The sequence below is a fragment of the Providencia burhodogranariea DSM 19968 genome (assembly GCF_000314855.2).
Lineage (GTDB): Bacteria > Pseudomonadota > Gammaproteobacteria > Enterobacterales > Enterobacteriaceae > Providencia > Providencia burhodogranariea.
Genome location: NZ_KB233222.1, coordinates 1,927,485 through 1,949,236, shown reverse-complemented (window position 1 = coordinate 1,949,236; position 21,752 = coordinate 1,927,485). Strand labels below are relative to the sequence as shown.

The following is a 21,752-nucleotide window of genomic DNA, read 5'->3' as shown; positions in this document are numbered from 1 at the left end:
TGATAAATAAATTAGGTTAAATTTATCAAAATCTATCTAATATGAGCTGACACTGCTACTCCCTACATATCAAATTAGTCAGAAAATTTTCAGAAAGTTAAGTATTAAATGTGATATTAATCTCATTTTTAAGCATCAATCACGACGATAAAAAGTTACGAATTCAATTAGTACTCTTAAAATGAATTATTTTAAATAAGAATTGTTACTTACTCGTGATTTTTACCTATAGATAAGTGTTTCTACTTATTTCTGTGAGTGGGTTCTATCAATTTGTTAAAATAAAAACACATAGTGCAAATGGGTGATAATACCATTAGTTACTATATTTAATGTCTGATAATTGAAAGATTCATATTATTAAGATAGCACCTGTTACTAGAGATAGTCTGGAAATTATGATTAAAATTTAATCTTTACAAATAAATAATATCTGAAAAATAAAAAAATAAATGCAACCATGATTATGATTATGTTTTCCGGATCTTCGTTTTGAGTAGTGTTACAGGCTGGTAGGTTGATCATTTTATTTAAAAAAAAACACCTATTTGTTATTTCAACTACTAATAAAATATTTTCTAATAATAAAATAAACGCTCTGTCAATTAATGATAAAATAATGAATAACTATTATTAAAATAATTATTTTTTATAGTTTAATATGATTGGATATTAAAAAAATTAAGTGATATTTATTTTGTGATAAATAAAATAATTAAGTATTAATTATCTTCAACTTACGATGAATCATTAGAAAAATTAATTAAAATGAAAAATTAGTTTTGGTTAAGTAGGTTTCTTATGGCATAAAAAATGATGCAATAAAGTTGAGGAATTTTGAATAAGTAAGATATTTTGCATTGAACTTATTGAAAATCAATGGGTAAAATTTAAGTGTTATACCTCATTAATCTTTAATTTCACTTATTGCAGGTTGTGTTTTCCAAAAATATTTATTGATATGGATCAATATTCTGCTTTTAATCTAATAAGTGGTTATTTAAGTCGCTTGATTGGTGTATCGGTGTATGTTTTCTGGTTAAAATCCTGACATTTGATTTAGGTTGATCTTATCTATTGTGATTATTTTGGATATGTAAATACAAGATATAGTTATAATGCAGAATGATTAATGAATGGGTGGATAATCATCTATCGTAATAAAAAGAAACATAAGAGTCTTGAATAGTTAATTTTGTGGTGCATAATAAATGACGACTAGAATTGACATTAAATAAAAATTGACATTTCCCCTAATCTTTTTTTAGTCATAACATTATTGTTTGTAAGTATTCAGGAAATATATTTAATTTAAGTTTTTACTTTTGTATATTTTATACTCCTTACTAGGTATTTGCTTAATAAGTAACATGTAAAAGCAATTGAGGTTGTTATCTAGTGTATTTTTTTATTAAAAATTAGGTTACTGCAAGGCATACAAACTTCATGTTTGTTCTATTTGCTAACAAGATGTAGATAATACTCAAAAAAAGGAAAAAAAATGAGTTCAACGACTGATTTTCTGAAGCATATATACGATATTAATCTTTCATATTTGCTACTCGCTCAAAAACTTATATCCCAAGAAAAAGCTTCCGCCATGTTTCGTCTCGGTATTTCTGAAGCTATGGCAACTGCGCTAGGCGATCTTTCTCTTCCTCAATTAGTTAAATTAGCGGAAACAAACCAGCTTATTTGCCAATTTAGATTTGAAAATTGCCAGACAATAGAAACCTTAACTCGCGACTCAAGAGTAGATGAATTACAACAAATTCATACGGGTATCTTACTGTCAACACACTTGTTACAAATGCACAAAATAAATGATAAAGAAACAGTGAGAAAATGATGAGTACGATTGCTGGGAAAAGTATTGTTAAAGAAGCGAGTGATATTCGTCTTGCAATAGAACTCATTTCTTTAGGGGCTCGTCTCCAAATGCTAGAAAGTGAGACTCAAATTAGCCGCGGTAGGCTAATTCGTTTATATAAAGAATTACGAGGGTGCCCGCCACCTAAAGGAATGCTGCCATTTTCAACAGATTGGTTTATGACTTGGGAACAAAATATTCATTCATCCATGTTTTATAATGCTTATCGATTTTTGGCCAACACTGGGTATTGCAAAGGCATCGATGCTATCCTAAAAGCTTATCGGCTTTATTTAGAGCAATGTATCCCGCCGTCAGGGGAAAAACCATTATTAGCATTGACTCGCGCATGGACACTTGTGCGTTTTGTCGAAAGTGGCATGTTACAAAGCTCAGAATGTCATAGTTGCAATGGTTCTTTTATCACTTATGCCCATATTCCAGAAAATAGCTTTATTTGTAGTTTGTGTCAGCCACCATCTCGGGCGATAAAAAAACGTAAACTTTCCGACCATCTCGCCGATATAACGCTATATCGACAGGATGGCATTACCAAAGCGGTAATGTAGTTGAATTGATTGAGTAAACAGGTAACAAGGTTGCCTGTCCTTTCTCATAATTCTCTTTGACTGCCATCTGTTACATAACTGAGTTGAAGGGAATACGTGTGTTAATACTCATTGGATACATCATTGTTACAGGCACAGTCATCGGTGGTTATTTAATGCTTGGCGGTCATTTAGGTGCACTTTATCAACCCGCTGAATTTTTGATTATTTTAGGTGCAGGTTTCGGTGCATTTATTGTTGGTAACAGTGGTAAATCTATTCTGGCCTTATGCAAAGTATTACCGCTTTTATTTCGCCAATCTTCTTATAGTAAAGTGATGTCCATGGATCTTATGGCATTACTCTTTCAACTCTTGAATAAATCGCGTCAAGAAGGGTTGCTTGCCCTTGAGAAAGACATTGAAAATCCAAAAGAAAGTGACATTTTTTCGCAGTATCCACGGGTGATGAAAGATGATACCACATTAATGTTTGTGGTGGATTATTTACGATTAATGGTCTCAAGTAATCTGCAAAGTTATGAAATTGAAGCTTTGATGGATGAGGAATTAGAAACCTTTCGCCAGGAAAATGAAGTACCTGCATCTGGACTGAATATGGTTGGGGATTCTATGCCTGCATTTGGTATCGTTGCTGCTGTTTTGGGCGTCGTTAATGCATTGGGTTCAGCAGATAAACCCGCAGGTGAACTTGGGGCTTTAATTGCGCATGCGATGGTTGGAACTTTTTTAGGTATTTTAGTGGCTTATGGATTTATTTTGCCTCTAGCTGCATTGATTCGTTTGCGTAGTAATGAGCAACTGAAAATGATGGAATGTATTAAAGTGACATTCCTCTCTGCTTTACAAGGGTATGCACCTCAAATTGCCGTTGAATTTGGCCGCAAAGTATTATACAGCGCAGATCGGCCTTCTTTTTTAGAGCTCGAAGCTCGAGTTCGCGAAGTTAAAATCGGCAATCGGTCACAATCGCAAGACGAGGAATGATCGGTTAATGAGAGCAAATAACACCCAGATTATTCGTGTCAAAAAGCGTGTTGCAGCCCACGCAAATGGGCATAGCGGCTCTTGGAAAATCGCTTATGCAGATTTTATGACGGCGATGATGGCATTCTTTTTAGTGATGTGGTTGATTTCTATTTCGAGCCCACAAGAGTTAACACAGATTGCTGAATATTTTCGAACCCCTCTGAAAACGGCGATTAATCACGGTACAAAAAGTGGCGATGCCACTAATCCTATTCCTGGAGGCGGGAAAGATGTCATTTTTCGTGAGGGTGATATTTTACCGGAACCCAATAATAAAATAGAAGATCATGCAAATTATCGTTTTGAAAAACTTAGACAATCACTTGAACAAGCCATTCTCAAAGACCCCAGATTAAATGAACTCAAACCTCATCTGCTGATCGATATGCGTGATGAAGGTCTACGTATTCAAATTGTTGATAGTGCTAATCGACCTATGTTCATGGTTGGTTCGGCACATGTGGGATCTTATATGCGCGATATTTTGCATACGATAGCGCCATTGCTTAATGACGTTCCTAATAAAATAAGCATTTCAGGTCACACCGATGATTTACCGTATGCTAATGATGCCAATTATAACAACTGGGAATTGTCTGCGGATAGAGCAAATGCATCTCGCCGTGAACTAATTTCAGGAGGACTAAATCAAGAGAAAGTTCTCCGAGTTATCGGAATGGCATCCAGTATTCATATAGATAAACAGGATGGTTTAGCGCCAATCAATCGTCGCATTAGCATCATTGTGTTAAATGAAATTGAGACTGAACAAATTTTGCATGAATACGATGGCGCAATACCAATTAATGAAGTGTTAAATAAATAGCAATGATAGGCAGAATTATCGATGTATAAACGTGAGTAAGTTTAAGTGAAAAGTAACAAAAGAGCGATAAATCCCTCCCTCACCGTTAGCCATTTTTTTAACGTCATTTTAACTGTATTGCTAGAGGAGATCTTTGAAGAACAAATTTTTATTCGAATATTTTAATCATATCACGCAGTAAAAATAAGTAGTAAAGATCAACCGCCTCTAGATAAGCTGGTAGGCAGCATTAAGTTAAATTGGATGGGAACTATGGATATTACCGAGTTTTATCAAACCTTTTTCGATGAAGCGTATGAGCTACTTAGAGACATGGAACAACATTTACTTGAGCTCGATCCGGCTGACCCGGATAGTGAACAATTAAATGCAATCTTCCGCAGTGCTCATTCGATAAAAGGAGGAGCTGCAACCTTTGGTTTCACTCAATTGCAAAATACCACACATACATTGGAAAACTTGCTCGATAAAGCGCGTCATAATGAATTAAAACTCACATCAGAGATTATTGATATTTTTCTTGATACTAAAGATGTGATGGCGGAGCAGCTCGATGCTTATAAAAATAGTTTGTTGCCTGATGAAGAAAGCTTTATGCATATATGTGAAGTGCTTGGCAAGGTTGAGCATATAACTGAAAACTTAATTATTGATACTGATTTAGAGGTAGCATGTGGGCAAACGAATGTTATTACTCCATCGCTCAGCGAGTTGTATTCACATTATATTGTCATCACACTTAGCCAACTAAAAACAAATGAAATTGACTTACTCGCAAATGAATTAGCGTTGTTCGGAACGTTGTATAACACAGAAAAAAAAAGTGATAGCTTAATGGTCTGGTTGGGAACAAATTCGAATATTGATGATATTTGTGGCGTGTTATGTTTTGTGGTTGAAGAGTCACAAATTACTTATCAACTTGTTGATGTAGAAACATGTTTAAATTATCTCTCATCAAACATTCTTCCTATTATAGTGCCAAATGATTCAGCCGCTGTCGTGGAATCAATAATTAAACAAGAAATAAATCCAGAATCTAAATCTAAGGCGGTCATTGCTGCGCAACCCAAAGTAGCACCTTCAAAAGTAAAAAGTGATTCGAATAGTATTCGTGTTGCAGTCGAAAAAGTCGATCATCTTATTAATTTGGTGGGTGAGTTAGTCATTATTCAGTCTATGCTGACTCAACATAGCCAGCAGCTCGACCACAATGAATATAGCGATTTACTTAGCTCAATAGTACAGATCGAGCGCAATTCTAGAGCATTACAGGAATCTGTAATGTCAATTCGCATGATGCCGATGGATTATGTATTTAGCCGTTTTCCGCGAATGGTGCGTGATATTGCAACAAAGCTCCATAAAAAAATTGAATTAAAAGTCGAAGGGAGTGCTACAGAGCTTGATAAGAGTTTGATTGAGCGGATTATCGATCCACTTAATCATTTAGTTCGTAATAGCCTAGATCACGGTATTGAAAAACCAGAAATACGATTGGCGAATGGAAAGTCTGAAACGGGAACATTGATTCTTTCGGCGTCTCATCAAAGTGGCAATATTTGTATTGAAGTACGTGATGATGGTGCAGGTCTTAATCGTGAACGTATTTTAGCAAAAGCATATTCTCAAGGTCTGAATGTGCATGAAGGAATGACTAACGAAGAAATCGGTATGTTAATTATGGCTCCGGGTTTCTCTACTGCGGAAGTTATCACTGATGTGTCAGGGCGTGGAGTGGGAATGGATGTGGTAAAACGAAATATTCAAGGTATGGGAGGGCGCATTCAAATAGGTTTTACTGAGGGAAAAGGGACTATTATCAGGATTTTATTACCACTCACTTTGGCCATTCTCGACGGCATGTCAGTCAAAGTATCGAACGATATTTTTATCGTACCGCTTAGCGCCATTGTTAGCACATTGCAACCTCGTAAAGAGGATGTCTACCGCCTAGCTGGTGAGGAAAAAATGTTACTGGTTCGTGGTGAGTATCTACCGTTAGTCGAGTTATATCAAGTGTTTAGCATTGTTGGGGCTGAGGATGATTTCACTAATAGTATTGTGTTGGTCATTCAACACGCCGGGCATCGCTTTGCATTATTGGTTGATAAGCTTGTCGGACAACAGCAAGTGGTTGTCAAAAATATTGAAAGCAATTATCGCAAAATTCCCGGTATTTCTGCCGCCACTATTATGGGGGATGGTTCTGTTGCTTTGATTTTAGATGTTGCGGAACTACAAAAAATGAATAACAGCATTTTGCTTAAAAAAAAGCAGAAAATTGCATAACGTGTTATGTGCTAAATAGAGGTTAAATATCATGTCAATGTTGGATAATGATTTAAACAAACGTAACGAAGAAAAACAAGGAGAAGGCTATCTCATCTTTACGTTAGGTGAAGAGGAGTATGGTATTGAGATTTTAAAAGTGCAGGAAATTAGGGGATACGAACAAGTTACTCGCATTGCTAATACCCCAGACTTTATTAAAGGTGTAACCAATTTACGCGGTGTGATTATTCCTATTATCGATTTACGCGTCAAATTCTCTCACCAAAATGTCATCTATAACGATAATACAGTAGTGATTGTTGTGAATTTAAAAGACAGAGTCGTTGGTATTGTCGTTGATGGTGTTTCTGATGTATTGGTTTTAAATGAAGAACAAATTGCCGCGCCACCTGATTTTGCGGTCACTTTATCGACTCAATATTTAACTGGACTTGGTACCGTGGGGGAACGCATGCTTATTTTAATTGATATCGAAAAACTACTCACAAGTGACGAAATGGCACTTATTGACAGCTTGGCTGAGTAATATGCCTAAGCGTTGTTGACCTTTGCTGTTTTATTTCCACCGTGCTAATAATTTGAAATAACAGTACAGCTATCTATAACATATCAAAAAGATATAAAAATATTGCGAAAAAATTAATTACAAATAAAGAGCGTTCTTTAGATGGTGATTAAACATGATTTTTTGTGTTTAGTTGCATTTGCCTAGCTCATTAGCTGGTGAGTGGCACTACTTACTTTTTTACCTTTAGCAAGGTGTTTTAATTCTCATTAAATTTGATATTTAAAGTTCAGCAACACTTAGGTATTAACTATCTATGCTCATTCGCTAAAGTTTTTAGCTATGTGACCGATACCCAAAATACAACAACATTATGTCAGTAAAACGTTATGTATAGCCGAATTAAAATTGTATCAGGACTTTTTTCCGTTATTTTTGTTTTTATTTTGTTGCAATTAATATCCAGTGGTTTGATGTTTAATAAACTTGGTGATAATAGCAATAGTATTAATTATTTGAATTCACTCCAACAGCAAAGACAGGTGTTAACCGAAAGTTGGGTTAACTTATTACAAGCTCGCGCTAACTTAAATAGAGCAGTTAATGCTTTTTTATTAGAAGGGCGTTCCTATCAAGATGATGCATCTTCCCAAGATTTAATTGAAGCTGCAAATCGTCATTTTCAAGCAGCAGATAACGCCTATGAGCAATATAACCAGCTCATGGGGTCGACTTATTATGATAAAGCAAAGTTTGAGAAACTTTTTTCAGCATATGAAACTTATCGTAATGCACTTATTCAACTCGCTGAATATGCGAAAAAAGGCCAACTAGAAAAATTTTATGCGCATCGAACATCTGGGCACCAAGTTAAGTTTGAAGAACAGTTTAATGCTTACTTTGCGAATATTGCTACTGATTTCCAAAATGAAGTTAAACGTGCAGAAAACAACTATCACCAATCTGTTTATTTGAACTTCATTTTATTTATTGGACTGATATTAATTAGTTTCACAAGTTATTGCTATGTACGAAAAGGGATTATTGAACCATTAGGGCAATTAATTCAACGTATTAATATTTTTGCAGCCGGTGATTTAACCCCAAAAATCGCCACTACCGCCAATAATGAAATTGGTGAATTGGCGCATGGCGTGGAATATATGCAACAAGAGCTGGTTAATACTGTGCGAGGAGTCCGCGATGGTAGTGAAACTATCTATCAAGGAACTAGTGAAATCGCAGCGGGCAATAATGATCTTTCTGCTCGTACTCAAGAACAAGTTGCATGTTTAGAAGAGACGGCTGCGAGTATGAGTCAATTGACGGCAACAGTTAAACAAAATACCGAATATGCACACCAAGCTAGTGAGTTTGCAAGTCAAGCCTCTGAAATCGCAAAAGAGGGCGGTAAAGTAGTATCTAATGTGGTGAGTACCATGTTGAATATCGCAGATAGCTCGCAAAAAATCTCAGATATTACCGCGGTTATCGATAGTATTGCCTTTCAAACTAATATTCTTGCGTTAAACGCAGCCGTCGAAGCCGCACGTGCTGGCGAACATGGTCGTGGATTTGCTGTTGTTGCAGATGAGGTTCGTAATCTTGCTCAACGCAGTGCGAATGCTGCCAAAGAGATCAAAATCTTAATCGAAGATTCTGTATTAAGAACAGATACTGGCGCTCGTCAGGCTGAAGATGCAGGAAAAACAATGACAAAAATTGTTGCATCTGTCACTCGAGTCACTGACATCATGACACATATAGCCACGGCTTCTGATGAGCAAAGTAAAGGAATATCACAAGTCAGTATTGCTGTGGCTGAGATGGATAAAGTGACTCAGCAAAACGCATCATTGGTCGAACAATCTGCGGTAGCAGCCAATCTATTAGAAGGACAGGTAGCAAAACTTGCTCAACTAATATCTATTTTTCGTTTGCCGGCTTTGAAACAGCAAGATATGCAAATGGCTGAGCCAGTAACAAGAACGATATCAAACGTTGTAAAAACGCCCGATCTGAAAAAAATGGCATCTCATAACCCTCAAAATGATGACAATTGGGAAACGTTCTAAAGGCTTAGAGTCGCGTTGCCGAATCTTATAATTGATTGTATTTCTGAACATTACGGTAATAGAGATAGTAAAGCATGATTGTTTTAGCTGACGTAAGTGGGGATAAAATATGTTTGGTAAAAGAATACGGATTTCAGTCAGTTTATATTTACTTTTGATGATGTTTTGTGGAATGCAGATAGTCTCTAGCGGCCTTTCATTGGGGATAGTTTCTAGTGAACTCTCTTCTTTAGAGAGTGTCGAGCTTAGTTCTAAAAAAGGCGATCTACTTGAAAAAACATATGAAGATTTGATGCAAGCACGTAACACACTGACACAAATTGCGCTACTTATTAAAGTTAATTCTGATACATCAAGTATTGAAGAAGCTAAAAATCAATATGATCATTTTGTACTTAAAGCTACAGAGGATTATAAAAAATTCACAGCCCAACCACTATTGAGTGAACAAGAAAACCTCACAATAATTGATGAAAAATATAACGACTTTTTAATCATTATTAAAGAGTTAAGAATACTTATCGGTAACAATAATATTTCTGCGTATATGGACTTATCTGCACAACAATATCAAGAGCAGATGGCAAACGTTATTAGTCAGTATCTCGAATTACTTAATTCAGACAGGCAGAACTCGCTAGAGTCAGCCAATTTTTATTACAACATTGCATGGATTATGTTTTTTGCAGTGATCTTCACCATTTTGGCTATTTCTGGTTTTGCTCATTTCTGGATGAAACGTAAGATAATTTTTCCACTCATTAGTATGAGTGATTATTTTATGAAGTTGGCACAAGGCAAGCTGAATCAAAATATTCAAGTAACTACCCGAGATGAAATTGGTGAGGTATTAGAGCAACTGAAGTTGATGCAAGGATCATTCGCAGCATCCGTTTCTAATTTGCGAGCGAATACAGGCCAAATGTATACCGAGATTCGTGAAATTTCCTTGGGAAATAATAACTTATCTTCACGAACTGAACAGCAAGCGGCTTCATTAGAAGAAACAGCTGCGAGCATGGAAGAGTTAACAGCAATCGTTAAACAAAATGCGGATAATGCTCATCAAGCGAGTGAATTAGCCGTTTACGCATCAAAAACAGCAACGAAAGGTGGAGCGCTTACGGGTGATGTGATTAATACCATGACTGCGATTTCGCATAGCTCACAAAAAATCAGTGCCATTATCAGTGTTATTGATGGAATTGCTTTCCAAACCAATATATTAGCACTCAATGCTGCTGTTGAAGCTGCACGTGCTGGCGAGCAAGGTCGTGGATTCTCGGTTGTTGCTGGTGAAGTTCGTGCACTAGCGCAGCGTAGTGCCGAAGCCGCAAAGGAGATAAAAGCATTAATTGATGAGTCTGTGAGTTGTGTTAATCAAGGTTCTCAGCTCGTTAATCTAGCAGGAGAAACCATGAGTGAGCTGGTGGCTTCAGTAAATCAGGTCACTGAGCTAATGAGCAATATAGCATCAGCATCTAATGAGCAAAGTCGTGGCATTGAACAAGTGGCGACGGCAGTAAGTCAGATGGATTTAGTGACTCAGCAAAATGCTACATTAGTCCAACAATCAACGAGTGCAACTACTGCGTTGGAAGATCAAGCCAATAATTTAGTTAACACAGTTGCCTTTTTTGAAATTCCAGACGTAAAAATTGCCCACGTTAATTAATTATATTTTTTTAGATTAGAGGCTGTTTATCTTTGAAGGTCAATTTTTATTCGAATTACAGGTCTTGAGTTAAGACAAAAAGAAGCAAGGCGAGTGGCTCGCCCCCTAGTGAACTCGGCAAGAGTCGCTCAACACAGCGAAAAATCACGTTTAATCGAACCCGAAGGGCGTTCTTCATCTACGGTTTAGTTTTTTTTGTGATGTTTTTTAGACCTCTAAGTACGTGACATGAGTATATTGCTGTTATTTAAACCGATTAGTCCGGTAAAAATCAGCGGCAAAGATCAACAGCCCCTAGTGCTTGATAAGTAATCTTTGAGCCGATGTACGCTAGCTCTCTAGGGTTTACCAAATAGGATAAAAGTACGATGCTTTTTGCACCACAAGTAGAGTCATTGACTGATGATGAATTTGGTCGAGTTTGTCGATTTATTCATAAAAAATCAGGCATCGTTCTTACGATGAATAAAAAAAACATGGTGTATAACCGGTTACTCAAAAGATTACGTGACTGCAAAGTAAATAATTTTTCTGAGTATTTACATCTGTTAGAACGCGAGCCTTTGCACTCTGAATGGCAAGAGTTTGTGAATGCTTTGACTACAAACTTAACTGCATTTTTTCGCGAGCCACATCATTTCACGACCTTAGCAGATTTTATTCGTTCAAAGCGAAATAGCAATATCAATATTTGGTGCGCGGCTTCCTCTACAGGTGAAGAACCTTATTCCATCGCGATGACATTAAGTGATGTATTGGGCATGCAAGCTGCCAATGCGAAAATTATTGCTAGTGATATCGACACCGAGGTATTGAATAAAGCAGAACAAGGTATTTATCGTGTTGAAGAATTGAAAATGCTCTCTGTATTACAACGTCAACGCTATTTTATGAAAGGAGTCGGAGATTTTGCAGGTCATGCCCGTGTAAAGCAAACTCTCAAAAAAATGATTGAGTTTCGTTATTTAAATCTCAGTGATAGTGATTGGCAAATGCAACATCACTTCGACGCTATTTTTTGTCGTAATGTCATGATCTATTTCGATAAAAACATGCAAATCAAGCTACTAGAACAATTCGCACAATTACTTAAACCTGATGGCTTACTCTTTGTTGGTCACTCAGAAAATTTATCTCAATTATCACAACGTTTTGTGACTAAAGGGCAAACCGTCTATAGCATACAGGCTTAAAGGAGGGGAGTGGTGAAACAAATTAAAGTGCTTTGTGTCGATGACTCGGCACTAATGCGTCAATTAATGCGCGAAATTATTAATAGTCACTCCGATATGGTTGTGATAGATACAGCTCCCGACCCGTATGTAGCTCGTGATTTAATTAAACAACATAAGCCAGATGTTGTGACACTCGATATTGAAATGCCACGGATGGATGGGATTGATTTTTTAGAAAAATTAATGCGTTTACACCCACTGCCTGTTGTGATGGTATCGACTTTAACCTCAAAAGGTTCTGAAGTTACGTTGAAGGCTTTAGAGCTAGGCGCCGTAGATTTTGTAACGAAACCACAAATTGGTATCCGTGAAACCATGATGAGTTATCGTGACATGATTGGTGAAAAAATCCGCGCAGCAGCAATATCGAAGATCACGGGGCGTAATCAATTTGCTCAAGCAAAAAATGCAGATGCAAAGTCTGTCAATCTTGTAAAACCTCTTTCTTCATATATTTGCCAAAATCGAGTGATTGCTGTTGGTGCCTCAACAGGAGGTACCGAAGCTATTCGACAATTTTTGGAGATGCTACCACAGGAATGCCCACCGATAGTGATCACCCAACATATGCCCGCGGGTTTTACTCATTCATTCGCTGAAAGACTCAATAAATTATGCGCATTAACGGTAAAAGAAGCTGAACACAATGAGCCATTACAAAAAGGTTATGCCTACATAGCGCCTGGAAGCTCACACATGTTAGTTATTGATGAAGGTCGAGGTTATCAAATTCGCTTACAGCAAACAGAGCCGGTGAATCGCCACCGACCTTCTGTTGATGTGTTGTTTGATTCTGTCGCTAAATGTGTTGGGCGCAAATGTGTTGGTGTTATCTTGACCGGAATGGGTGTAGATGGTGCTAAAGGAATGCTCAATTTGCGTCAACAAGGAGCAGTGACCTACGCACAAAACGAAAATAGTTGCGTAGTATTTGGTATGCCTCGTGCCGCTATTGAGCTTGATGCTGTTGATGAAGTGCAAGATATCGCCAAAATTGCCCCAAGTATATTAGCTAGATTTTCATCTGTGTCCGTTTAATGGTTGCAGATTCACAATTACATTTTTTAAGGAGTGGTTATGGCCGCTAAAGATCTCAGTTTTCTTGTTGTAGATGATTTTTCCACAATGCGTCGTATCGTTCGTAATTTATTAAAAGAGCTTGGCTTTAATAAAATTGACGAAGCAGAGGACGGACTAGATGCTCTAGAAAAAATTCGGTCAGGTCATATCGATTTTGTAGTAGCTGATTGGAATATGCCAAACATGGATGGGTTAGAATTACTTAAAACGATCCGAACTGATGAGGCATTAAAACATATCCCTGTTCTAATGGTGACCGCTGAAGCTAAAAAAGAAAATATCATTGCCGCCGCGCAAGCGGGAGCTAGTGGTTATGTTGTGAAGCCATTTACGGCTGCCATATTAGAAGAAAAATTAAATAAAGTATTCGAAAAGATGGGATTGCAATAAACGCACCTGCTAAAGGAGAGTGAGATGACAGAAAAAATATTAGTGGCAAGCAATTCATCAGGTAATGAAGATTTAAAACAGATTATTACTCGGATTGGCACTTTGATGAGAACACTGCGTGAAAGCATGCGTGAACTTGGGCTTGAAAAAAGTGTTCAACAGGCAGTAGCAAGCATCCCCGATGGTAAAGATCGCCTACGTTATATTGCCCAAATGACAGCCCAAGCCGCTGAAAAAACGCTTAACGGTATTGATATCATTAAGCCACTACAAGCCGAGATGCATGATGAGGCTATTGCTATTCAACAGCAGTGGAAAAATCTTGAGTTTGAGCAAATTACACCTGAACTGTATCAATCAACAGGTGATTTTTTGACTCGTGTTATTAATAACAGTAATACCACTAAAGCTGAATTACTTGAAATTATGATGGCTCAGGATTTTCAAGATTTGACAGGTCAAGTAATTAAAAAAATGATGGAAGTGGTTGAAGAAGCAGAAAAGCAGTTACTAGCATTGTTAATGGAAAATACACCATCAGAAATGCGTGCTAAACAGCAAAATGATAACTTACTTAATGGGCCGCAAATTAATAAAGAAGGTGTAAATGTAATGGCATCTCAGTCGCAAGTTGATGATTTATTGGATGAGTTAGGGTTTTAATTATTCAATGATCTCCCCTTGCAATGATTTTGCTTGGGGCTATTACTTCTAAGTGAACAATACCTGCTCTAAACCATAAGTGATACAAATATTAAAATGATTTTAATCGATACAATGGATTTATAGGTAAAAAATATTTCCCATACTTGATGTTGAATCATTATTAATTGTGCCAGAATGGATAATATAAAAACTCAATTTCGCTAATAAACGTGTTGCGTGACATGTCACGATTTATAATAACCAGCCATTTATCACACGAGAATAATTAAAATATTGTTATTAAACTTCAATGTATTACAATTATTTGTTGTTTTTTTTAACTTTCATTGTAATTAAATAATTATATTATAATTTAAACTTTAAAATCATTGAACAACATCCACTGCTATTCATGTTTTAATGGTTTCGTTTCATCTTAATTATTGGGGGGTAGCTTTCACTACTAAAATATAAATGATTAATTTAATCAATAATTCAATTGTTGTTATTAAACATTGAAGATAAATTAATATTAAAGTGAAAGTGAAAGTGAAAGTGAGTTATTTAATCATCATTTATTATAAAAAATAATGAAGTAAATGATTAACCAACTAATAAACTAAGAAAATACCGCTCAATACAGCGAAAAATTACTCTTAATTAAATGTAAGAGGCATTTTTTGTTTTTTTGTCTCTATTTTTTAAAATGAATAGAAAGCATAATTAAGATGCTATTATTCCAAGTGTTTAGTATGTGAATGCGACCAATTCACTAGAGCTGATTTATCTATAAGTTAGTTTTAATTATATTGATGTAGATTAATGATATGCATTGTACTAATTGCATCGTAATGGTTTTCTTCAGGCTGATTTGGGCTTAAACCGTAAATAGTCACTTCCATAGGACTGCTATCAAATAAGGCTTGACGAGGGTAATACGGCTATAGACCCAAGCGAAATTGTCAGTAACCTGATCGATTGGCGTATACAGTTTGTTATCTAAGGAGTGCTGCATTAATTGTTGTTCGACGTTCATTTTGTTTGCAATACAGTTCCTGATAACTTTCGATTATAAGTATTCATTTATTGCCTAATCTCGTTTGTTTTTTTCCTTTTATTTACTGTAACGCCATTTTTTGATGGTATCTCGATGTTTTTAACATAAAAAACGATTTTATCGATGCCTTTCGCAAAACAAATGACAAATTACTCAATGGTTAAATAACCTTTGCGAACCTTATCTAATTTCTAGCATTGAATTTTTTACACTCTGTCATGCTATAGCACAAACTCCTAATTTGCGGATGAGCAAGGAAACGGCGTGTCTGACGACAGTGATGTAGAAAAAACAGAAGATCCAACGACCCATAAAAAACAAAAAGCCAAAGACGATGGGCAGATAGTTCGTTCGAAAGAGTTGAACTCAATAATGATGATGTTGGCAGGTATTAGTTTGTTATGGCTTAGTGGAGGTCATCTTGCGAATAAACTGCATCATATTTTCCGCCAAGGTTTTATTTTTGATGGGCACTATATTCAAAATGCAATGCTAATGGTGAGTTATTTCGGACGAATGGTGAGTGAGGCTCTATTTGCTTTATTTCCGGTTATTGGGGGGCTAGCCTTCGTTGGAATTTCAGCTTCATCATTAATGGGCGGCTTAGTATTTAATAGTAAGCTGATTAAATTCGATTTAAAAAAGCTCAATCCAGTAAAAGGTTTGAAACGAATTTTTTCGATAAATGCACTTTCAGAGTTGTTTAAAGCTATTTTGAAATCATTATTTGTTGGGCTAGGGGCAACCATTTTTTTATGGCAAAACGGGTCATCATTGTTGCATTTAGTGAATGAATCGCCAGTTACGGCATTAGCAAATGCACTGCATAAAGTCCTTTTCGCCGGTTATTTGATTGTTTTTTTATTGATCCCAATGGTGGCATTTGATGTGTTTTATCAGTTTCATTCTCATTTAAAGAAATTGCGTATGAGTCGTCAAGAACTTAAGGATGAATTTAAACAGCAAGAAGGTGATCCACAAATAAAGGCAAAAATTCGTCAACAGCGGCGTGCAATCGCCCGTAATCGAATGATGTCTGATGTGCTACATGCTGATGTGATTGTGACCAATCCCACTCATTACGCTATTGCATTGAAATATGATGATAAAAAAATGGGAGCACCCAAAGTACTTGCAAAAGGAGCAGGGGTATTGGCTCTACGAATTAAGACAATAGGGCAAGAATATCGAATTTTACAGATAGAAGCCCCCCCACTTGCACGGGCATTATATCGCCATGCAGAAATAGGGCAAAGTATCCCAATTGCTTTGTATGCCGCGGTGGCTGAAGTATTAGCATGGGTTTATCAACTACGGCGCTGGCGGCATGAAGGTGGTTTAAAACCAAGAAGGCCGAAAAATTTACCTGTGCCATTGGCACTAGATTTTGCTGGAGAAAATAATCACGATGGCTAACTTGGTTGAACTATTAAAATTGCCGAAAAATTTACAGGGTACCCAATGGCAGCTCCTCGCTGGACCGGTTCTAATATTACTTATCTTATCGATGATGGTACTACCATTACCTGCTTTTATATTGGATTTATTGTTCACGTTTAATATCGCTTTATCCATCATGGTGCTACTAGTTGCGATGTTCACAAAGCACACTTTAGAATTTGCGGCATTTCCAACTATTTTACTTTTTGCAACGTTATTACGTTTATCTTTAAACATTGCATCAACACGTATTATTTTACTCGACGGGCATACAGGACCTGATGCTGCTGGAAAGGTTGTCGAAGCTTTTGGTCACTTCCTTGTTGGTGGTAATTTTGCCATCGGTATTGTGATTTTCATTATTTTAATTTTGATTAACTTTATGGTCATCACTAAAGGTGCTGGGCGTATCGCCGAAGTAGGGGCGCGGTTTGTATTAGATGGAATGCCGGGCAAGCAAATGGCGATAGATGCCGATTTGAATGCAGGCGTTATTAATGATGAGGAGGCTAAAAAACGCCGTGCAGAAGTGACTCAAGAAGCTGATTTTTATGGTTCTATGGATGGTGCCAGTAAATTTGTGCGAGGTGATGCTATCGCGGGGATTATGATTATGGTGATCAACGTAATCGGAGGGCTGATTATCGGTGTTGGTCAGCACGATATGACACTCAGTGATGCTGCTAGCGTTTATACATTACTGACGATCGGTGATGGGTTAGTTGCTCAAATTCCAGCTTTAATAATATCAACAGCGGCAGGTGTCATTGTTACTAGAGTTGCAACTGACGAAGATGTGGGAGAACAAATGGTCTCCCAACTATTTAATAATCCAAGAGTTATGTGGTTAAGTGCTAGCGTATTAGGTCTTATTGGCTTAATTCCAGGTATGCCAAATTTTGTGTTTTTATTATTTACCGCAGCCTTAGCTGGCCTGGGTTGGTATTTAGTTCACAAAGAGAAACAGCCGGGGAGCCTATCTGATGATAGTCAGATGAAGCATTTCCAAGATGCAAATAAAGTCGTTGAAGCTACATGGGATGATGTCCAACTCGAAGATCTATTAGCCATGGAAGTTGGTTATCGTTTGATTCCACTTGTGGATAATGAGCAGCAAGGCGAGTTACTTGGGCGGATCCGCGGTCTTCGTAAAAAATTTGCACAAGAGGTTGGATATTTACCTCCTGTGGTGCATATTTGCGATAATTTAGAACTGTCCCCTTGTGAATACCGAATTCTCATTAAAGGTGCTGAAGTTGGTCGCGGTGAAGCACAGCCGGGGCGCTGTTTGGCTATTGATCCAGGAAATGTTGTTGGTACATTGCAAGGTGATATGACCAAGGAACCTGCTTTTGGTTTACCGGCAATTTGGGTCGATGATGATCTGCGTGAACAGGCACAAATTCAAGGTTATACCGTTGTTTCCGCGAGCACGGCAGTAGCAACTCATTTTAATCAAATTTTATTGCAAAATTCGAGTACACTATTTGGTCGCCAAGAAGCTCAAATGCTCTATGAGCGAGTGAAAAAAGAGATGCCAAAACTGGCTGATAATCTTATACCAGACACGATTTCACTCACTATTTTGCATCGAGTATTACAGAATTTATTATTAGAAGACGTAATGATCCGTGATATGCGCTCCATAGTTGAAACCCTAGCTGAAATGGTGGGAGAAAATGGCGAGCAAAAAGATACAGATTATTTGACCTCGCAGGTACGTATTGCATTAGGAAGAGCAATTACTCAGCAATGGTTTGGAAATTCAGAGGAAATTCAAGTCATTGGACTTGATGCTAATCTTGAACAAATTTTATTACAAACGGCTAAAAATGGCGGTGGTTTAGAGCCAAACTTGGCACAATTTATTCAAATACAAGCTGAAGAGGCAATAGGGCATCAAGAAGCTATGGGGTCACCAACAGTGTTATTGGTTAATCATGGATTGCGTTTAATTTTATCTCGTTTCCTGCGTCGAAGTTTGCCTCAATTAGTTGTGATGTCGAACCTTGAACTGAATGACTCCCGTAAAATTCGAATGACGTCGATGATAAGCGGAAGCTAGGAAAAATTGTTCTTTTAAGGTCAATTTTTATTCGAATTAAAAACCGAAGCTTGCGGCTTAGTGAACTAGGCTGCATTGCTCAATACAGCAAAAAATCGCTTTTAATCGAGATTGAAAGAGGCTTTTCATTTATGAGTTGAATTGTGATGAGATTTTTAAATTACTTCAAGACGTGACATGATGAAATTAATACTACTCTAATCAATATTGCAGTAAAACTAAGTAGCAAAGGTCAATAGTCAATAGGTAAAGTATTTTAATAGTGGAATAGTGGAATAGTGGAATAGTGGAATAGTGGAATAGTGGAATAGTGGAATAGTGGAATATAAGGGAATGACATGAATGTATTCTCATATTATTTACTCATATAATAGTTTAATTGCTAGGGGGAATTTGTCGATACCATTAGGTAATTAGCGACTAAAATTGCAGTAATTGTTGTGGCTAAAAAGATAGTTTTACTCGGCACTTACAAGCCATTTTATTAAAGCCTAGTGCGAAATGGCCAATAATTATAGTTGGATAAGTTTGGTGATAATAAATTTATTAATTGTTAATGAGGTATTCAATAAGATATATAAATTCAAATCGAGATTTTTTTGCCCAATATAAGATGTTTTTGTTCTAAACCATCCGCGCCATAGGTTGATTGATTATTATGCTTTTTCATAAAGAGAATGCGTTGGTTATTGAGTTCGATGTGCAATTGTAACATTTGGAGATTTCGGTAATTCAGTTCTTTCAGAGTTGAGGTTAGCTCTTTTATAGCAACCCATAGAGGAAATAACGTAAGGTTATTGTCATAGGGCGCTGTAATTTGGTTATCTTGTTCGAGACGTAATCGATGTGTCTCACCATGACTAATCGTCGCTACCAAAAAACGTTTTTGTTCAGTTGTTTCCTGAAAAGGTGATGCTGGGACACGATGGTAACTTAACAATAATTCTTCATTTTTCATGACGATTTGTAATGACTGTAGATGTGTCAGCTGTTGCTCTAACAATGTGAGTAATTCGTTGTTCATTTTAATTATCTGATTTAATGGATAACATAACTTCGTAAGCATCGCGTAAAATGCCATCTGCAATTTTGTCTACATCCTTTTGTAACGTACTGTGTTTAATCGCAAGCTTAATCTTTTCAACTTTTTTGGCATTAATATCACTTGCTTGAGGTTGTAATAGTTTTTTTTGCAACTCACTTGGTGAGAATGAACTTTCTTTGACCGATTCTGGAGTTGATATATTTTTATCGCGAAGAGACGTCGCCGCATCGTTAGGATCACGAGTGCTAATTTGAGTTAATGCTGAGATTGCAGGTGTTTGTTCAATGGCCATGATGTTTTTCCTATTCCGATGTTTTTCAAACCATATATCGGCTTTGTTTTGTCTTTCTTTAATTTGTTCATCATTTGTTCGTCATCTTTCGAATTCTCACGTTGTAGCTGCGTTCACGTATCCTAGTCACATACTTATGTATGCTCCTAGGATCCGTTCAGTTGCCGCCTAGTGACTATCCGAAATCTTTAGAACAAAGTCTGCGTATTATCTTTTATTCAAAAACGACAGAATTCAAAAATGACAGAATTCAAAAACGATAGAACTCAATTTTCAGAATAACGTTGTAATACAACTAGATAATAGACGATGAAACGCGACCATTGAAATCGTTTTGCTATTTAAGAGCTATCTGTACACTGCCATTCTCTAAAGCTTCGCCATTAACGACTTGGCCATTGACTAAACGAACTCGTGTATTTTCACCTGTGATTGCATTATTAATGGCTCGTCCTTCATATTTCACTGAAAAATTATCACCATTGGCAAATACATGTACAGTTTGCCCAGCCTTAATAGCCCATGGGCGACGTAACATAGCGCTGGTAATCGTCTGGCCAGCCCTAATATCACGCAATGTAATATTTCCACGCAGTGTAACTTTATCGCGTACTGCACCTGTTGGTAATTTATGTAATAACCCTTTCTTCGTGCCGATATCGACAAATTCAATCTTTTCACCACGAGTGATGTTTCGTGTCGCGACAAAGTATTGCCCAATGACATTGATGGTTAATTGAATAAATTGTTTTTTCTTACCGCATTGAACGGGTAGCGATACATTACCCATATTACGGCCATTAATAGGAGAATATATTTGCGGCTTATCACAGGTAGGCCAGCGCTCAATCGGTGTTTTGATTTCAATAGAAACCTGATAGGGCTTGGGATAAATCTTACGAAAATAATTATTGATATCTTGTGGCAAAGCAGCCTGCGCAGTCGTCGTCAATAAAACTAAAATACTCAATAGTGTGGTACGAAAACCGTTCATTCGATTGCCTTTTCCATCAAAATAAACTTTCACAGGCTCGGAGTTTACGCATGTCACCAATAATGAATGAGCCAAATAAGTTAATTATTTTGCCTTTATCCTACCATTAGATTTTTTGTAAGCCGTTAATATACGTCCGTCGAATTTCTATATTGTCATTTCATTAATTGGATGACTGTCAGCAAATCATCAGGCATGTAGCAGCTTATTCTATCGAGTGATTGATAAGTGCAAATTCATTGAGGGTACATATGATTGATAAATTAAATACCACGTTTGCTTTTCAGCAACAGGCTTTATCAATGCGCGAAGCAAGACAAACCGTATTGGCATCAAATATTGCCAATGCAGATACACCGGGGTATCAAGCTCGTGATATCGATTTTAACCGACAATTGCAACAGGCCACGAACAGTGGCGTCGCCAAAGGTAAAGGTATTGCGCTTGCCGTGACGTCAAAAAGTCATATTGAAGGGCGGGGAATGAAACAATCCGCTCTTGATCTCAAATATCGCGTTCCTTACCAAACCTCAATGGATGGCAATACTGTCGATATGGATATTGAACGTAGCCAATTTGCTGATAATACCTTGAAATACCAAGCCGATCTTACATTCATCAATAGCCGCGTTAAAAGCATGTTGGCGGTATTACAGCAAGGGTAAT

The 21,752-nt window shown here is 36.9% G+C and carries 18 protein-coding genes; 15 read left to right on the top strand and 3 right to left on the bottom strand.

Annotation, left to right across the window (positions count from 1 at the left end; all coding sequences use genetic code 11):
• Nucleotides 1–1,501 precede the first annotated feature (1,501 nt).
• From flhD to flhA, 14 genes are all read left to right on the top strand, one after another.
• Nucleotides 1,502–1,849 (top strand): flagellar transcriptional regulator FlhD, encoded by a 348-nt coding sequence (gene flhD / locus OOA_RS08360; RefSeq protein ID WP_008911707.1) that lies wholly within the window; start codon nt 1,502–1,504, stop codon nt 1,847–1,849.
• Complete coding sequence (gene flhC / locus OOA_RS08355; protein WP_008911706.1) at nt 1,849–2,439, top strand: flagellar transcriptional regulator FlhC; 591 nt, start codon at nt 1,849–1,851, stop codon at nt 2,437–2,439. The genes flhD and flhC overlap by 1 nt, the downstream gene beginning before the upstream one ends.
• 98 nt (nt 2,440–2,537) lie before the next feature.
• On the top strand, nt 2,538–3,425 hold the full coding sequence (gene motA / locus OOA_RS08350) for a flagellar motor stator protein MotA (RefSeq protein WP_008911705.1): 888 nt from the start codon (nt 2,538–2,540) through the stop codon (nt 3,423–3,425).
• Between the two features lie 7 nt (nt 3,426–3,432).
• Nucleotides 3,433–4,293 (top strand): flagellar motor protein MotB, encoded by an 861-nt coding sequence (gene motB, locus OOA_RS08345; protein WP_008911704.1) that lies wholly within the window; start codon nt 3,433–3,435, stop codon nt 4,291–4,293.
• Nucleotides 4,294–4,545: 252 nt separating this feature from the next.
• Complete coding sequence (gene cheA / locus OOA_RS08340) at nt 4,546–6,585, top strand: chemotaxis protein CheA (protein ID WP_008911703.1); 2,040 nt, start codon at nt 4,546–4,548, stop codon at nt 6,583–6,585.
• 31 nt (nt 6,586–6,616) lie between these two features.
• A complete protein-coding gene (cheW, locus tag OOA_RS08335) occupies nt 6,617–7,114 on the top strand; it encodes a chemotaxis protein CheW (RefSeq protein ID WP_008911702.1) in 498 nt (165 codons plus the stop codon).
• Between the two features lie 368 nt (nt 7,115–7,482).
• Complete coding sequence (locus tag OOA_RS08330; protein WP_008911701.1) at nt 7,483–9,168, top strand: methyl-accepting chemotaxis protein; 1,686 nt, start codon at nt 7,483–7,485, stop codon at nt 9,166–9,168.
• 109 nt (nt 9,169–9,277) lie between these two features.
• Nucleotides 9,278–10,843, top strand: coding sequence for a methyl-accepting chemotaxis protein (locus tag OOA_RS08325; RefSeq protein WP_008911700.1), 1,566 nt, complete (start codon nt 9,278–9,280; stop codon nt 10,841–10,843).
• Between the two features lie 368 nt (nt 10,844–11,211).
• A complete protein-coding gene (locus tag OOA_RS08320) occupies nt 11,212–12,036 on the top strand; it encodes a chemotaxis protein-glutamate O-methyltransferase (protein ID WP_008911699.1) in 825 nt (274 codons plus the stop codon).
• 12 nt (nt 12,037–12,048) lie between these two features.
• Entirely contained in the window at nt 12,049–13,116 is a 1,068-nt protein-coding gene (locus tag OOA_RS08315) for a protein-glutamate methylesterase/protein-glutamine glutaminase (RefSeq protein ID WP_008911698.1), read from the top strand.
• Nucleotides 13,117–13,155: 39 nt separating this feature from the next.
• Complete coding sequence (gene cheY, locus OOA_RS08310; protein ID WP_008911697.1) at nt 13,156–13,548, top strand: chemotaxis response regulator CheY; 393 nt, start codon at nt 13,156–13,158, stop codon at nt 13,546–13,548.
• 24 nt (nt 13,549–13,572) lie between these two features.
• On the top strand, nt 13,573–14,211 hold the full coding sequence (locus tag OOA_RS08305; protein WP_008911696.1) for a protein phosphatase CheZ: 639 nt from the start codon (nt 13,573–13,575) through the stop codon (nt 14,209–14,211).
• Between the two features lie 1,303 nt (nt 14,212–15,514).
• The gene (gene flhB / locus OOA_RS08300) at nt 15,515–16,666 is read left to right on the top strand and encodes a flagellar biosynthesis protein FlhB (protein WP_008911695.1); all 1,152 of its coding nucleotides are present in this window, start codon (nt 15,515–15,517) and stop codon (nt 16,664–16,666) included.
• Nucleotides 16,659–18,755 (top strand): flagellar biosynthesis protein FlhA, encoded by a 2,097-nt coding sequence (gene flhA / locus OOA_RS08295; protein WP_008911694.1) that lies wholly within the window; start codon nt 16,659–16,661, stop codon nt 18,753–18,755. Before flhB ends, flhA begins: the two co-directional genes overlap by 8 nt.
• 583 nt (nt 18,756–19,338) lie before the next feature.
• On the opposite strand, the gene OOA_RS08290 is transcribed toward flhA, so the two are convergent.
• The 3 genes from OOA_RS08290 to flgA all read right to left on the bottom strand — a co-directional run bounded on the left by OOA_RS08290 (nt 19,339) and on the right by flgA (nt 21,086).
• On the bottom strand, nt 19,339–19,779 hold the full coding sequence (locus OOA_RS08290) for a flagella synthesis protein FlgN (protein WP_008911693.1): 441 nt from the start codon (nt 19,777–19,779) through the stop codon (nt 19,339–19,341).
• A 1-nt stretch (nt 19,780) separates the two neighbouring features.
• The gene (locus OOA_RS08285) at nt 19,781–20,092 is read right to left on the bottom strand and encodes a flagellar biosynthesis anti-sigma factor FlgM (RefSeq protein WP_008911692.1); all 312 of its coding nucleotides are present in this window, start codon (nt 20,090–20,092) and stop codon (nt 19,781–19,783) included.
• A gap of 337 nt (nt 20,093–20,429) precedes the next feature.
• Entirely contained in the window at nt 20,430–21,086 is a 657-nt protein-coding gene (gene flgA, locus OOA_RS08280; protein ID WP_008911691.1) for a flagellar basal body P-ring formation chaperone FlgA, read from the bottom strand.
• Between the two features lie 251 nt (nt 21,087–21,337).
• Here flgA and flgB point away from each other — a divergent pair, with 251 nt between their 5' ends.
• On the top strand, nt 21,338–21,751 hold the full coding sequence (gene flgB / locus OOA_RS08275; RefSeq protein ID WP_008911690.1) for a flagellar basal body rod protein FlgB: 414 nt from the start codon (nt 21,338–21,340) through the stop codon (nt 21,749–21,751).
• Nucleotide 21,752 lies beyond the last annotated feature (1 nt).

Coding starts and splice junctions, on each gene's coding strand:
- cheW (WP_008911702.1), top strand. CDS start 6,617: ATGTCAATGTTGGATAATGATTTAAACAAACGTAACGAAGAAAAACAA.
- flgA (WP_008911691.1), bottom strand. CDS start 21,086: ATGAACGGTTTTCGTACCACACTATTGAGTATTTTAGTTTTATTGACG.
- motB (WP_008911704.1), top strand. CDS start 3,433: ATGAGAGCAAATAACACCCAGATTATTCGTGTCAAAAAGCGTGTTGCA.
- OOA_RS08320 (WP_008911699.1), top strand. CDS start 11,212: ATGCTTTTTGCACCACAAGTAGAGTCATTGACTGATGATGAATTTGGT.
- OOA_RS08285 (WP_008911692.1), bottom strand. CDS start 20,092: ATGGCCATTGAACAAACACCTGCAATCTCAGCATTAACTCAAATTAGC.
- OOA_RS08325 (WP_008911700.1), top strand. CDS start 9,278: ATGTTTGGTAAAAGAATACGGATTTCAGTCAGTTTATATTTACTTTTG.
- flhA (WP_008911694.1), top strand. CDS start 16,659: ATGGCTAACTTGGTTGAACTATTAAAATTGCCGAAAAATTTACAGGGT.
- flgB (WP_008911690.1), top strand. CDS start 21,338: ATGATTGATAAATTAAATACCACGTTTGCTTTTCAGCAACAGGCTTTA.
- cheY (WP_008911697.1), top strand. CDS start 13,156: ATGGCCGCTAAAGATCTCAGTTTTCTTGTTGTAGATGATTTTTCCACA.
- OOA_RS08290 (WP_008911693.1), bottom strand. CDS start 19,779: ATGAACAACGAATTACTCACATTGTTAGAGCAACAGCTGACACATCTA.
- cheA (WP_008911703.1), top strand. CDS start 4,546: ATGGATATTACCGAGTTTTATCAAACCTTTTTCGATGAAGCGTATGAG.
- flhD (WP_008911707.1), top strand. CDS start 1,502: ATGAGTTCAACGACTGATTTTCTGAAGCATATATACGATATTAATCTT.
- flhC (WP_008911706.1), top strand. CDS start 1,849: ATGAGTACGATTGCTGGGAAAAGTATTGTTAAAGAAGCGAGTGATATT.
- OOA_RS08330 (WP_008911701.1), top strand. CDS start 7,483: ATGTATAGCCGAATTAAAATTGTATCAGGACTTTTTTCCGTTATTTTT.
- OOA_RS08305 (WP_008911696.1), top strand. CDS start 13,573: ATGACAGAAAAAATATTAGTGGCAAGCAATTCATCAGGTAATGAAGAT.